Genomic DNA, 14,315 nt, shown 5'->3' with positions numbered 1-14,315 from the left:
GGGCGCCGGATGCGGCCCTTCGATCCGGATGCCGCGGCGCTCAGGCCGCGTTGCCGAGCGCCTTCTTGAGCAGCGCGTCGAGTTCCGCGAACTGCGGCGCGCCGACGTAGCGCTTCAGGATCTTGCCGTCCTTGTCGACGACGAAGGTCGTCGGCGTGAGCTGCACGTTGCCGAACTGCTTCGCGGCGCTGCCGTCGTCGAGCGCGACCTTGAACGGCAGCTGGCGCGTTTGCGCGTAGTTCGCGACGTACATCGGCGGATCGTAGTTCATCGCGACCGCGACGAATTCCAGCCCCTGGCCCTTGAAGCGGTTGTAGGTCTCGACCATCTGCGGCATTTCCTGCATGCAGGTCGCGCAGCTCGTCGCCCAGAAGTTGACGAGATAGACCTTGCCTTTCAGGTCGCCGGCGGTCGAGACTTTCTGGCCCGACAGCAGCGTGAACGTCGCGTCCGGCACGCTGGATTTGCCGTTGAACGCGAAGAAGCCGGCGACGACGATCGCCGCGACGACGACGGCGGCGACGATGTAGCGGACGGGGCCGGCGCTGCGGCGGGCGGGAGGCGTGGTGTTCATCTGGTGCTCTCGGAGTCGGTCGATGACGCGGATCAAAGCGAAGGACATCGAAATTCGGCGCTCATTTTAGCGCGAATGCGGGTTACGCACCGACGGCGGTCACCCATCCCCGGTTTCACGTTCGGCGGATAATGCGCGTTTTGCCTGCCCGATCCACGCCATGCCGAAGGAAGTCACCGTTTCGTTGCGCCCCCTTTTTTGTCCACTGCGACACTTCGCCGCGCTTGCGTGCGCGAGCGTCGCGCTGGCCGCGTGCTCGCCGTCGTACGACTGGCGCACGCTGCACAACGACGCCGGCTACACCATCGACCTGCCGGCGAAGCCGACCGTCGAGGAGCAGCCGGTGGCGATCGGCGGCGTGCCGATGCCGATGCGGATGCAGGCCGCGCACGTCGACGGCGCGGTGTTCGCGGTCGGCACGCTGACGCTGCCCGACGACCGCGACGACACGCGCCGCGCGGCGCTCGAATTCCTGCGCGCGGGGCTGTCCCGCAACCTCGAAGGCGCGCCGCAGACGGCTTCGGTGCCCGTGCCGCTCGCCGCCGGCGGCGCGGTGAACGGGCTCGAACTGCGCATCGCGGGCGCGGCCGCTGGCGGCGACCACGCGCACAAGACGATCGTCGCTCGCCTCGCCGCGCGCGGCCGGCATGCGTACCAGGCCGTCGTGATCGCCGACGGGCCGCTCGCGCAGGAGCAGCTCGAGCAGTTTTTCGGGTCGTTCAAACTCGACTGACGGCGGCCGGCATCGGCCGCCGACACACTGTGACAACTGAAAGTTCATTCGCAGCTTTCGACGCTAGTCGCCGGATTTTGCGAGGTTTTTTCGACTATCCACAGCGCATGTGGATAACTTTGTTGACAAGTAGCACGGATTTCCCGCCGAGCCTCGCCGGACGGCCTTCCGGCCCGTTTGGCCGCCCGCTCGAGGTTTGATAAAAGTCAATCAAAACAAGGAGATACGGATTCCGTGCCGCAAAGACCCCGCCGCGTTCCAATCCGGGGCCGGATTCGTGGAATTGTGCATAAGTCAAGTCTTGACAGCCGGATTTTGTCCTTCCAGGGCATTCAGAGCGCCGTGAGCGCACGCCGGTAGCGGATCGCTTCCGCGATCTGCGCGGCCGTCGGCAGCGGGTCGCCGGCCAGATCGGCGATCGTCCGGGCGACCTTCAGCACGCGGTAATACGCGCGCGCCGACCAGCCGAAGCGCTCGCCGGCCTCGCGCAGCAGCCGTTCGCCTTCGTCGGTCGGCCGGCACAGGTCGTCGGTCTCGCGGCCGCTCAGCATGTGATTCGTCTTGCCCTGCCGATCGAGCTGCAGCGTGCGCGCCCGCGCGACCCGCGCTGCCACTGCGGCGCTCGGCTCGCCGGGGGCCGATGCGCGCGTCGCCAGCTCGGCCGGCGACAGCGCGGGCAGGTCGATCTGGATGTCGATGCGGTCGACGAGCGGCCCCGACAGCTTGCGCAGGTAGCGCGCGGCGACATCCGGCGAGCAGCGGCAGCGCCCGGACGGATCGCCATGCCAGCCGCACGGGCACGGGTTCATCGCGGCGATCAATTGGCACGCGGCCGGAAAGTCGGCTTGCTGGGCCGCGCGGGAAATCGTGATGCGGCCGGCCTCCAGCGGCTCACGCAGCATCTCGAGCACGTGCCGGTCGAATTCCGGCAGTTCGTCGAGGAACAGCACGCCGAGGTGCGCGAGCGTGATCTCGCCCGGTTGCGGCGGGTTGCGCCCGCCGACCAGCGCGGCCGCGCTCGACGAGTGGTGCGGCGCGCGGAACGGCCGGCGGCGCCACTGCGCGGGCGAGAAGCCGAGGCGGCTCGCGGAGAGGAGCGCCGCCGACGTCAGCGCCTCGTCGTCGGTCAGCGGCGGCAGCAGGCCCGGCAGCCGCGCGGCCAGCATCGACTTGCCGGCTCCCGGCGGCCCGATCATCAGCATGTGATGGCCGCCCGCGGCCGCGACTTCCAGCGCGCGGCGCGCGCCGCGCTGCCCGACCACGTCGGCCAGATCGGGGGCGGCCGGCACCGGCAGGCCGTCGAGGCACGGCGCCGCGACCGGCGTGAGCCGCCCCTCCGGCGCATCGGCGAGGTGCGCGCACAGCGCGGGCAGGTCGGGCGCGCCGAACACGGTGACGCCCGGCACGAGCGCGGCCTCGGCGGCGCTTTCGAGCGGCAGATACAGCTCGGGGGCCTTCGACGCGACGGCGGCACCCGGCGCCGGGCCGGCCACGCGGCCGCCGTCGTCCGAACCGGAGTCCGAACCGGACGGTGAGACGGAGCGCAAACCGGCAGCCGCGCCGTCTTGTGCAACCTGCCGATCGCGCGCCACCCCGCACGCCATTGCGAACGCGCCACGCATTGGCCGCAGCGCGCCCGTCAGCGACAGCTCGCCCGCGAATTCGCGGCCGGCCAGCGCATCGGCCGGAATCTGGCCGTTGGCGGCGAGGATGCCGAGCGCGATCGGCAGGTCGAATCGCCCGGATTCTTTCGGCAGGTCGGCCGGCGCGAGGTTGACGGTGATGCGCCGCACCGGGAATTCGAAGCCGCAGTTCTGCAGCGCGGCGCGTACGCGTTCGCGGCTTTCGCGCACTTCGAGATCGGGCAGGCCGACGATGGAAAACGACGGCAACCCGTTGGCGAGATGGACTTCGACGGTGACGTCCGGCGCACGGCCGGAGGCGGGCGCGCGACTGCGCACCACGGCGAGCGACATGGCGAGGCTCCTGTAAGCGAGGCGGACGGACGACGGCCGTTCGGGGCCGCATGCCGCGGGAATCGGAGGAATCGGTGCGCGCTTGCCGGCGTGGCGCGGGAAAAGAACGAGGGACTGCGAAGAGCGGGGTGCTGCGAAGAGCGGAGGTGCTACGAAGAACGGGGTGCTGCGAAGAGCTGCGGTGCTGCGGAAAACGATGGACGAAGCGCGTGGACGGCTTCGGTTCACCCGTGCTTCAGGATTTCGAGGCGGCGGGCGCGAGCCGCGCGAGGCGGCCCGCGCCCGGACCTTGCGGCCGGGTGGCGCGTCAGGCTTGCGGTGCGGCGAGCTTCTGCTCGAGTTCCGCGACGCGCTTTTCGAGTTCCTCGAGGCGCACGCGGGTGCGGGCGAGCACTTGTGCCTGCGTGTCGAATTCCTCGCGCGTGACGAGATCGAGCTTCGAGAAGCCTTGCGACAGCATGGCCTTCACATTGCGCTCGACGTCCTTGGCCGGCGAGTTTTTCAGCAGGTCGCTGACGCGCGACTGCAGATCGTTGAAAACGTCGCTGGGTTGCTTCATGTGATTCCCCTTCTTTGCACAAAAAATGTGCATCTTCAGTTGCGTACGTGCCCATGATGCACGCATGACCGGAAATGGTGCGCCGACGGCGCGAATTCCGGGCATGGCGCCCGCATGGGTGAATGGCCCGGCGATCCGGGACGTGCGTGCACTCTAGCAACGATCCTTTCGCCGCGCCAGCAAACCGGGCCACGTTGGCCATTCGGCCGGGCTTCCGCACCTTTCATCGCGCGATGCGACCCCGTGATGAAGCCTTTTGAAACGGTGCGCGAACCGACATGGCATGCGAGTTGCTGAGAAGAGTCCGTTACAACATTCCAATCACTTCGACGGGACAACCCAGCGAGAGGACTTCATGAAACTCATTACCGCAATCATCAAGCCGTTCAAGCTCGATGAGACGCGCGAAGCGCTGTCGGCGCTTGGCGTCTCGGGCATCACGGTGACGGAGGTGAAAGGGTTCGGGCGCCAGAAGGGGCACACCGAGCTGTACCGCGGCGCCGAATACGTGGTCGATTTCCTGCCGAAGATGAAGATCGAGGCAGCCGTGTCCGACGATCTCGTCGACCAGGCGGTCGAGGCGATCGAGCGGGCCGCGCGCACAGGCAAGATCGGCGACGGCAAGATCTTCGTCACGGCGATCGAACAGGTGATCCGGATTCGCACCGGGGAGACCGGCGCAGACGCGCTGTAACAGAACAGACAAGACAAGCGAGAAGAGGAAAACCAAGATGCGCAAACTTCTGATGTCCCTGCTGATGGCCGGCTCGCTGATCGCGGCCGGTGTCGGCCCCGCGCTCGCCGATGACGCGGCGTCCGCCGCGGCTGCATCCGCGCCAGCCGCCATGGCTTCCGACGCGTCGGCGGCCGCCGCGCCGGCCGCTTCGGCGCCGGCCGCGACCGACGCATCCGCCGCTGCCGCCGCACCGGCCTCGGGCGCCACCGACGCGTCGGCTGCCGCCGCCGCTTCGGCACCGGCCGCCCCCGCCGCACCGACCGCACCGTTCTCCGTCGATTCATCGAAGATCAACTCGGGCGACACCGCGTGGATGCTGACCTCCACCGCGCTCGTGCTGTTCATGACGATCCCGGGCCTCGCGCTGTTCTACGCCGGCATGGTCCGCAAGAAGAACGTGCTCGCGACCGTGATGCAGAGCTTCGCGATCACCGCGCTGATCACGGTGCTGTGGACGGTGGTCGGCTACAGCCTCGCGTTCACGCCGGGCAACGGCTTCATCGGCGGCCTGTCGCGCGCGTTCCTGCACGGGATGAACTACGTGAAGGGCGACAAGGCGACGACGCTGACGGTCAGCCATCTCGCGACGACGATTCCGGAATCGGTCTACTTCGTCTACCAGATGACGTTCGCGATCATCACGCCGGCGCTGATCTGCGGCGCGTTCGCCGACCGGATGAAGTTCTCGGCGATGCTCGTGTTCATGACGCTCTGGTCGCTGATCGTCTATGTGCCGATCGCGCACATGGTGTGGGAGCCGACCGGCTGGCTGTCGGCCGACGGCGTGCTCGACTTCGCGGGCGGCACGGTGGTGCACATCAACGCCGGTATCGCGGGCCTGATGTCGTGCCTGGTGCTCGGCAAGCGCGTCGGCTACGGTCGCGAATCGATGGCGCCGCACAACCTCGTGCTGACGATGATCGGCGGCTCGATGCTGTGGGTCGGCTGGTTCGGTTTCAACGCGGGTTCGGCGGTCGCGGCTGACGGCCGTGCCGGCTTCGCGATGCTGACGACGCAAGTCGCGACGGCCTGCGCGGCGCTCGGCTGGATGTTTGCCGAGTGGATCGCGAAGGGCAAGCCGTCGGTGCTCGGCATCGTGTCGGGCGCGGTCGCGGGTCTCGTCGCGATCACGCCGGCGGCCGGCTTCGTCGGTGTGGCGGGCGCACTCGTGATCGGCATCGCGGCCGGCGTCGTGTGCTTCTGGTCGGCGACGTGGCTCAAGTCGAAGCTCGGCTACGACGATTCGCTCGACGCGTTCGGCGTGCACGGCGTGGGCGGGATTCTCGGCGCACTGCTGACCGGCGTGTTCGCGGTCAAGGACATCGGCGGCGCCGACGGCAGCCTGCTGCTGCAGGCCAAGGGCGTCGTGATCACGCTGGTCTACAGCGGCGTGCTGAGCTTCGTGCTGCTGAAGGTGATCGACCTGACGATGGGCCTGCGCGTGTCGGAAGAAGAGGAGCGCGAAGGCCTCGACGTGATCCTGCACGGCGAGCACGTCGAATAAGTCACAAGGATGACCGGCGGGCCGCCGCGACGACGGCGCCCGCCCTGAATGAGCGCAGCGACTTCGGCCCGCCCCACCCGGCGGGCATTTTTTTTCTCCCGTCATTCGCTGCGGGAGCGCATAACCCTTCGCGCTATCGGGTCAATAGCCGAAAACTTCCTCAAAACCCTTGCGAAGCCGGGAACAATCCCCAAATGGGCAGGGCAATTGCTCTACAATCTTCATTCTCCCGCTCGCGAGTGATTCATGGTTCCCCACCTCGTTACCGCGTTAAACGGTCCGCTGCTCGAACTCGAGCAGAAGATCCTCGACGCGACGCCTGCGATCGAACGCTGGTTCAGGCTCGAATGGCAGGAACACACTCCGCCGTTCTATTGTTCGGTGGACCTGCGCAATGCCGGCTTCAAGCTGGCGCCCGTCGATGCGAACCTGTTTCCCGGCGCATTCAACAATCTGCCGTCCGAAGTGCTGCCGCTCGCCGTGCAGGCCGCGATGGCCGCGATCGAGAAGATCTGCCCGGACGCGAAGAACCTGCTCGTGATTCCCGAGCTGCCGACCCGCAACGCGTTCTACCTCGAAAACGTCGCCCGGCTCGCGACGATCATGCGTCAGGCCGGCCTGAACGTGCGCTTCGGCTCGCTCGACCCGAGCATCACCGACATGACGCCGATCACGCTGGCCGACGGCCAGAAGATCGTGCTCGAACCGCTCGAACGTTCGCAGCGCCGCCTCGGCCTGAAGAATTTCGACCCGTGCTCGATTCTGCTGAACAACGACCTGTCGGCCGGCATCCCGGCCGTGCTGGAAAACCTGCACGAGCAGTACCTGCTGCCGCCGCTGCACGCGGGCTGGGCCGTGCGCCGCAAGTCCACGCACTTCGCGTGCTACGACGACGTCGCGAAGAAGTTCGCGAAGATGGTCGGCGTCGATCCGTGGATGGTGAATCCGTATTTCGCGCATGTGGAAGGCGTCGACTGGCAGGCGCATGAAGGCGAGCAGGCGCTCGCCGATGCGATCGACGGCGTGCTGAAGAAGATCGCGCGCAAGTACCGCGAATACGGGATCAGCGAGAAGCCGTACGTCGTCGTGAAGGCCGACGCGGGTACCGCCGGGCGCGGCGTGATGACCGTGCACGACGCGGCCGAGATCGGCCGCATGTCGAAGGCCGAGCGCGCCCAGATGGCCGAGTCGAAGGCCGGCCTCGCGGTGCGCGACGTGATCGTGCAGGAAGGCGTCTACACGTTCGAGCGCGTCGGCGACGAAGTCGCGGAGCCCGTCGTGTACATGATCGACCGCTACGTGGTCGGCGGCTTCTACCGCACGCACGGCGGCCGCGAGCGCGACCAGAACCTGAACGCCCCCGGCATGCACTACGTGCCGCTCGGCTTCGAGCACACCGCGCTGCCGGATGCGGGCGCCAAGCCGGGCGCCGCGCCGCCGAACCGTTTCTACATGTACGGTGTGGTCGCGCGGCTGTCGCTGATCGCGTCGTCGATCGAACTGGAAAAGACCGACCCCGAAGCCATCCAGGTGTAACGGACCTTCGCTACGTACAGGACCTCATGGACATTCTCTTCATCGCCGACCCGCTCGAGCGCTTCAAGATCTACAAGGATTCCACCTACGCGATGATGGCCGAGGCCGCGCGCCGCGGGCACGCGGTGTACGCATGCGAGCCGAACCACCTCGCGTGGACGGGTTCGGCCGTCGAGGCCGACGTCCGGCGCATCACGTTCGTCGGCGAAGCGGACGACCTGCATCGCGAGACGTGGTACGAAGCCGGCCCGGTCGACGCGCGCCGCCTCGAATCGTTCGGCGCGGTGCTGATGCGCAAGGATCCGCCGTTCGACATGGAATACGTGACGTCGACCTGGCTGCTGGAGCTGGCCGAGCGCGCCGGCGCGCGCGTGTTCAACAAAGCGCAGTCGATCCGCGACCATTCGGAGAAGCTCGCGATCGGCGAGTTTCCGCAGTTCGTCGCTCCGACGCTCGTCACGCGCGATGCGAAACGGCTGCGCGCGTTCCACGCCGAGCACGGCGACGTGATCCTGAAGCCGCTCGACGGGATGGGCGGGATGGGCGTGTTCCGCGTGAAGCCGGACGGCATGAACCTCGGTTCGATCATCGAGATGCTGAGCCACGACGGCACGCGCTCGGTGATGGCGCAGAAATTCATCCCCGAGATCAAGGCCGGCGACAAGCGCATCCTGCTGATCGGCGGCGAGCCGGTGCCGTATTCGCTCGCCCGGATTCCGCAGGGCAGCGAGGTGCGCGGCAATCTCGCGGCGGGCGGGCTCGGCGTCGCGCAGCCGCTGACCGCGCGCGATCGCGAGATCGCCGAAACGCTCGGGCCCGTGCTCGCGGCGCGCGGGCTGCTGCTGGTCGGGCTCGACGCGATCGGCGACTGGCTGACCGAGGTGAACGTCACGAGCCCGACGTGCTTCCGCGAGATCATGGAGCAGACGGGCTTCGACGTCGCCGCGATGTTCATCGACGCGCTGGAGCGTGCGGCCGCGTAGGCCGTCTCCCGCGCAACTCCGGCGGCGGCCGCGCAGGTCCCCCGTCGCCGGCGCAGCTTGACCGGCCTGCTACAATGCCCGCTTGTCCGGTGCCGCGATCGCGCACCGAAGGCCCGGCGGTCGGGCCGACACTGTTGCAAGGCTGAACATGAAACGTTCCCCACACTCGCTACGCTCATTGCCCCGCCGCGGGGCGTCGGCCCGCCAGGGGCGGCCGGGAGCGATCTGACATGGCCGGGATTCTGATCATCGCGCACGCCCCGCTCGCCACCGCGCTGCGGGACTGCATCGCGCACATCTATGGCGGCGTGCCTGCCCGCATCGGCTGTATCGACGTGATGGCGGACAGCGATCCGACCCAGGTGATGGCGTTCGCGCACGCGGAACTCGCGCGGCTCAAGGAAGACAACGGCGTGGTCGTGCTGACCGACATGTACGGCGCGACGCCCGCGAACATCGCGGGCCAGCTGGCCAAGATCGACAACGTGCGGGTGCTGGCGGGCGTGAACCTGCCGATGCTCGTGCGGGCCGTCTGCTACCGCACCGTGCCGCTCGACAAGCTGGTCGACAAGGCGCTGTCCGGCGGCGCGAAGGGCGTCCACGAGGTGTCGGCCGGCACGCCGCCGCCGCCGTCCGAAACCGGCTGCGGCCAATGCGCGCCGATTCCGCCCGAACCGCAGCCGCGCACCGAGTCGCACTGAGCCACCGTTTTCCGTTTTAGACCGCTCCGCCGACGCGCGCCGCCGGCGGCCCCGACCGACCCGACCGAGAATCATGCTTCAACAAGAAACCACCATCGTCAACAAATTGGGGCTCCATGCGCGCGCATCGGCCAAGCTTACGCAACTGGCCGGCAACTTCCAGTCGGAAGTCTGGATGACACGCAACGGGCGCAAGATCAATGCGAAGAGCATCATGGGCGTGATGATGCTGGCGGCGGGCATCGGCAGCACGGTGACGATCGAGACCGAAGGGCCCGACGAGCGCGAAGCGATGGACGCACTGCTGAAGCTGATCGCCGACAAGTTCGGCGAAGGCCAGTGATCGCCGCGCGGGATCGTTGCCGTTTTCAGCCGGAATGCCGCGATCTTCGCGGCATTTTTTTCGTCTGAAGCATTGATGCGGAATGCGCAATGCTGCGGTGCATGCAGCCAGCGGGGAGTCGCGGAATTTATAATCGCTAACCGGGGTCATAAGCGCATCGCAGCAGTGTGCCGCGGCTTTACTTGTACAGAGGAGGTGCGCGTGTCCTTCACGCTGCATGGCATTCCCGTCTCACGTGGTATCGCGATCGGGCGAGCGTATCTGATCGCGCCGGCCGCGCTCGACGTCGCCCATTACCTGGTCGACGCGAACCAGATCGATGCCGAGGTCGAGCGCTTCCGCACGGCGCTCGAGGTCGTGCATCACGAACTCGAAGCGCTGCGCGCCGACCTGACCGACGACACCCCGAGCGAAGTCGCCGCCTTCATCGACGTCCACACGATGATCCTGAGCGACGAGATGCTCGTGCAGGAAACCATCGACCTGATCCGCACGCGCCGCTACAACGTCGAGTGGGCGCTGACCGAGCAGCTCGAGCTGCTCACGCGCCACTTCGACGACATCGAGGACGAATACCTGCGCGAGCGCAAGGCCGACATCGAGCAGGTGGTCGAGCGCGTGCTGAAGGCGCTCGCCGGCGCGCCGTCCGCGTCGCAGGCACTCGACCGCGCGGCCAAGAACGGCACGAACGAGATGATCGTCGTCGCGCACGACATCGCGCCGGCCGACATGATGCAGTTCAAGTCGCAGTCGTTCCAGGCATTCGTCACCGATCTCGGCGGGCGCACGTCGCACACGGCGATCGTCGCGCGCAGCCTCGGCATTCCGGCCGCGGTCGGCGTGCAGCACGCGAGCGCGCTGATCCGCCAGGACGACCTGATCATCGTCGACGGCGACCAGGGCATCGTGATCGTCGATCCGGCGCCGATCGTCCTCGAGGAATATTCGTACCGGCAGTCCGAGAAGCTGCTGGAGCAACGCAAGCTGCAGCGCCTGAAGTTCTCGCCGACGCAAACGCTGTGCGGCACCAAGATCGATCTGTACGCGAACATCGAGCTGCCCGACGACGCGAAGGCGGCCGTCGAGGCCGGCGCGGTCGGCGTCGGCCTGTTCCGCTCGGAGTTCCTGTTCATGCATCAGAAGGAGATGCCGGAAGAGGAGGAGCAGTTCGCCGCGTACAAGCGGGCCGTCGAGTGGATGAAGGGCATGCCGGTGACGATCCGCACGATCGACGTCGGCGCGGACAAGCCGCTCGAGGCGCTCGACGAAGGCTATGAAACGGCGCCGAACCCGGCGCTCGGCCTGCGTGCGATCCGCTGGAGCCTGTCCGAGCCGCAGATGTTCCTCACGCAGCTGCGGGCGATCCTGCGCGCGTCCGCGTTCGGCCAGGTGAAGATCCTGATCCCGATGCTCGCGCATGCGCAGGAAATCGACCAGACGCTCGATCTGATCCGCGAAGCGAAGCGCCAGCTCGACGACGCGGGGCTCGCGTACGACCCGAACGTGCGGATCGGCGCGATGATCGAGATTCCGGCCGCGGCGATCGCACTGCCGCTGTTCCTGAAGCGGTTCGATTTCCTGTCGATCGGCACGAACGACCTGATCCAGTACACGCTCGCGATCGACCGCGCCGACAACGCGGTCGCGCACCTGTACGACCCGCTGCACCCGGCCGTGCTGCACCTCATCGCCTATACGCTGCGCGAAGCGAAGCGCGCGGGCGTATCCGTGTCGGTGTGCGGGGAGATGGCCGGCGATCCGGCGCTCACGCGCCTGCTGCTCGGGATGGGACTGACCGAGTTCTCGATGCACCCGAGCCAGTTGCTGGTCGTGAAGCAGGAGATCCTGCGCGCGCACCTGAAGGCGCTCGAAAAGCCGACGGCCGACGTGCTCGCCGCGTTCGAGCCGGAGGAAGTGCAGGCCGCGCTGCAGCGGCTGTCGGTCGCGGAGCCGCGGGCGGACGCTGCTGCCTGACGCTCCGGCGCCGCCGTTAAATGTTGCGAAGTGTCACCAAGCATGCGCCGCCGGGCGCATGCGCGTCGCGCGTCAGTGCCGGCCGCCGCACACGGGGCAGTCGGCCTGGCGCGCGATTTTCATCGTCGTCCATTCCATCCGCAGCGAATCGAGCATCATCAGCCGCCCGTTGAGGGTCTTGCCGATGCCGCCGATCACGCGCAGCGCCTCGGCCGCCTGCATCGCGCCGATGATCCCGACGGTCGGCGCGAACACGCCCATCGTCGCGCACGCGACTTCCTCGAACGGCTGGTCTTCCGGAAACACGCACGCATAGCAGGGCGCGGCCGCATCGCGAAAATCGAACGTGCTGATCTGGCCGTCGAAGCGCAGCGCGGCGCCCGACACGAGCGGCACGCCGTGCGCGACGCACGCGCGGTTGATCGCGTGCCGCGTCGCGAAGTTGTCGGTGCAGTCGAGCACGACGGTCGCGCGCGGTACGTGCGTGTCGAGCCACGCATCGTCGACGCGCGCGGCGACCGCATTCACTTGCACGTCGGGATTCAACTGCGCGAGCGTGTCGCGCCCCGATTCGACCTTGCTGCGGCCGACCGATGCCGTCACGTGCAGGATCTGCCGCTGCAGGTTCGTGAGGTCGACCGTGTCGGCGTCGACGAGCGTGATCGTGCCGACTCCCGATGCCGCGAGGTACATCGCGGCGGGCGAGCCGAGGCCGCCCGCGCCGACGACGATCGCATGCGCATCGAGAAAGCGCTGCTGCGCCTCGATGCCGATTTCGTCGACGAGGATGTGACGGGAGTAGCGAAGGAGTTGATCGTCGTTCATGGGGAGTCGTGGGCGAGGCGGGCGGACGTGTCGTTATTTTAGGCGCGCATGAAAAACGGGCCATCGCGGTCTTCCCGCGATGGCCCGTCGGATGCCGGCCGGCGCTTACTTCGGTGCCGACGCGGGCTTCGGTGCGGAAGCCGGCTTTGCGGTAGCGCCCGATGCCTTCGACGCGGCAGCGGCCTTGCCGCCCGGATTCTTCGTGCTCTCGGCGAGCAGCGACTTCGATTCCTGGACCGGCTTGCCTTCGAGCTTGTTGAGCGCCTGCTGCATCATGAAGTCGTCGGCGCTGCCGAACTCGATCGGCTTGCGATCGCGATCCTTCTGGCGCTGCTCCGGCGTCTTCTTGTCGTTCTGCTCTTCGAGGACGCGCAGCTGATCCATCCGGCGCTGCTCGCGATCTTCCTGTTCCTTCTTCTCGTTCGGATCCTGCGTGTTCGCGAGGTGGTTCGAATAATCGACCTCGCGCGTCACGAGCACGTCGTCCGGATCGCCGTCCGCATACTGATCGACCGGCACGTCCGGCGTGATGCCCTTGTTCTGGATCGAACGGCCGCTCGGCGTGTAGTAGTACGCGGTGGTCAGGCGCAGCGCGGTGTCGGCCGTCATCGGGCGCACCGTCTGTACCGAACCCTTGCCGAACGTCGTCTTGCCCATGATCTGCGCGCGCTTCGAATCCTGCAGCGCACCGGCGACGATTTCCGACGCGGATGCCGAGTAGGCGTTCGTCAGCACGATCATCGGCACGGTCTTGAACACCGGCGGCAGGTTCTTCAGCGGATCGCCGTCGAAGGACGGCAGGCGATAGTTGTCGTACGTATCGCGGTAGACCTGCTTCGAATCGGCGATCTGGCCGTTGGTCGACACGACGACGGAGTCGGGCGGCAGGAACGCGCCGGCCACGCCGACCGCGCTCTGCAGCAGGCCGCCGCCGTTGTTGCGCAGGTCGAGGACGAGGCCCTTCAGGTTCGGCTGCTGGCGCGCGATGTCCTGCAGCTTCGCGGCGAGATCCGGCGTCGTGCGCTCCTGGAAGCTCGTGATCCGGATGTAGGCATAGCCCGGATCGAGGATCTTCATCTTCACGCTCTGGACCTTGATGATCGCGCGCGTGACCGTGACCGGGAACGTGCGGTCGTCGCTCTTGCGGAAGATCGTCAGCGTGACCTTTGTGCCCGGCTCGCCGCGCATCTGCTTGACGGCCTTGTCGAGCGTCATGCCGCGCACCGGCTTGTCGTTGATGCGGGTAATCAGGTCGCCCGGACGGATGCCGGCGCGGAACGCGGGCGTGTCCTCGATCGGCGAGATCACCTTGACGAGCCCGTCTTCCTGCGAGATCTCGATGCCGAGACCCGCGAAGCGGCCCTTCGTCTGCTCCTGCAGCTCGTCATAGTCGGTCTTGTCGAGGAACGACGAGTGCGGGTCGAGGCTCGACACCATGCCCTTGATCGCGGCCGTCAGCAGCTTCTTGTCGTCGACCGGTTCGACGTACTCGCGCTTGATCTGTCCGAATACTTCCGCGAACAGGCGGAGCTGGTCGAGGGGAAGCGGCGCCGTGGCGGTCTGCTCGGCCGATGCGGAAACCTGCAGCGTGGCGAACACGCCCGTGGCGAGGCCCGCGGCAATCAGGCCGATGTTCTTCAATTTCATTCGCATAGAGATCTGGTGCGGTCGGGAAGCGCGTGGCGGTAGCGGGGATGGAGCGGACAAGTATAACTGTTCGTCCGATGACTCAGTGGAACGGCGCGAAAAGCGTCGAAAGGGTCCGGAGCCGGCCCGGCGGGGCACCGCCGGGTGCGCTGCGGGTTCGAAAGCGGATTCGACAGCACCGGGGGCGCGAAGGTTCGCGCGGTGGCCGGGCCGCCGCCGGGGCC

13 protein-coding genes are annotated in these 14,315 nt (G+C 67.4%); 8 read left to right on the top strand and 5 right to left on the bottom strand.

Going from position 1 to position 14,315, the window contains the following annotated elements; genetic code table 11:
* Positions 1-40 precede the first annotated feature (40 nt).
* Entirely contained in the window at positions 41-574 is a 534-nt protein-coding gene (locus WJ16_RS14630) for a TlpA disulfide reductase family protein (protein ID WP_069257661.1), read from the bottom strand.
* A 160-nt stretch (positions 575-734) separates the two neighbouring features.
* Between WJ16_RS14630 and WJ16_RS14625 the strand changes: the two genes are divergently transcribed.
* Entirely contained in the window at positions 735-1,307 is a 573-nt protein-coding gene (locus WJ16_RS14625; protein ID WP_069257660.1) for a hypothetical protein, read from the top strand.
* A 332-nt stretch (positions 1,308-1,639) separates the two neighbouring features.
* Here the strand turns inward: WJ16_RS14625 and WJ16_RS14620 are convergent, their stop codons facing one another.
* On the bottom strand, positions 1,640-3,283 hold the full coding sequence (locus WJ16_RS14620) for a YifB family Mg chelatase-like AAA ATPase (protein ID WP_069257659.1): 1,644 nt from the start codon (positions 3,281-3,283) through the stop codon (positions 1,640-1,642).
* Positions 3,284-3,590: 307 nt separating this feature from the next.
* Complete coding sequence (locus WJ16_RS14615) at positions 3,591-3,842, bottom strand: accessory factor UbiK family protein (protein WP_006489451.1); 252 nt, start codon at positions 3,840-3,842, stop codon at positions 3,591-3,593.
* Between the two features lie 355 nt (positions 3,843-4,197).
* On the opposite strand from WJ16_RS14615, the gene WJ16_RS14610 reads away from it, so the two are divergent.
* The 7 genes from WJ16_RS14610 to ptsP all read left to right on the top strand — a co-directional run bounded on the left by WJ16_RS14610 (position 4,198) and on the right by ptsP (position 11,619).
* The gene (locus WJ16_RS14610) at positions 4,198-4,536 is read left to right on the top strand and encodes a P-II family nitrogen regulator (protein ID WP_027789049.1); all 339 of its coding nucleotides are present in this window, start codon (positions 4,198-4,200) and stop codon (positions 4,534-4,536) included.
* A 37-nt stretch (positions 4,537-4,573) separates the two neighbouring features.
* Positions 4,574-6,082, top strand: coding sequence for an ammonium transporter (locus tag WJ16_RS14605; protein WP_069257658.1), 1,509 nt, complete (start codon positions 4,574-4,576; stop codon positions 6,080-6,082).
* A gap of 246 nt (positions 6,083-6,328) precedes the next feature.
* Positions 6,329-7,618 (top strand): glutamate--cysteine ligase, encoded by a 1,290-nt coding sequence (gene gshA / locus WJ16_RS14600; RefSeq protein WP_069257657.1) that lies wholly within the window; start codon positions 6,329-6,331, stop codon positions 7,616-7,618.
* A 26-nt stretch (positions 7,619-7,644) separates the two neighbouring features.
* On the top strand, positions 7,645-8,601 hold the full coding sequence (gene gshB, locus WJ16_RS14595; RefSeq protein WP_069257656.1) for a glutathione synthase: 957 nt from the start codon (positions 7,645-7,647) through the stop codon (positions 8,599-8,601).
* Between the two features lie 230 nt (positions 8,602-8,831).
* Complete coding sequence (locus WJ16_RS14590; RefSeq protein ID WP_069257655.1) at positions 8,832-9,302, top strand: PTS sugar transporter subunit IIA; 471 nt, start codon at positions 8,832-8,834, stop codon at positions 9,300-9,302.
* A 73-nt stretch (positions 9,303-9,375) separates the two neighbouring features.
* The gene (locus tag WJ16_RS14585) at positions 9,376-9,645 is read left to right on the top strand and encodes an HPr family phosphocarrier protein (RefSeq protein WP_006477716.1); all 270 of its coding nucleotides are present in this window, start codon (positions 9,376-9,378) and stop codon (positions 9,643-9,645) included.
* Between the two features lie 201 nt (positions 9,646-9,846).
* A complete protein-coding gene (gene ptsP / locus WJ16_RS14580; RefSeq protein WP_069258078.1) occupies positions 9,847-11,619 on the top strand; it encodes a phosphoenolpyruvate--protein phosphotransferase in 1,773 nt (590 codons plus the stop codon).
* Positions 11,620-11,691: 72 nt separating this feature from the next.
* Here the strand turns inward: ptsP and WJ16_RS14575 are convergent, their stop codons facing one another.
* Both WJ16_RS14575 and WJ16_RS14570 read right to left on the bottom strand, forming a co-directional pair.
* Positions 11,692-12,444: a HesA/MoeB/ThiF family protein gene (locus WJ16_RS14575; RefSeq protein WP_069257654.1), complete on the bottom strand. Its 753-nt coding sequence runs from the start codon at positions 12,442-12,444 to the stop codon at positions 11,692-11,694.
* Positions 12,445-12,549: 105 nt separating this feature from the next.
* Positions 12,550-14,097 carry a S41 family peptidase gene (locus WJ16_RS14570; protein WP_069257653.1) on the bottom strand — a complete coding sequence of 516 codons (1,548 nt, stop codon included), beginning with the start codon at positions 14,095-14,097 and terminating at the stop codon, positions 12,550-12,552.
* Between the last annotated feature and the right edge of the window lie 218 nt (positions 14,098-14,315).

The sequence above is a fragment of the Burkholderia metallica genome (genome assembly GCF_001718555.1).
GTDB classification, from domain to species: domain Bacteria; phylum Pseudomonadota; class Gammaproteobacteria; order Burkholderiales; family Burkholderiaceae; genus Burkholderia; species Burkholderia metallica.
The sequence above is the reverse complement of the archived record's forward strand: the minus strand, read 5'-3'. Positions and strand labels throughout refer to the sequence as shown.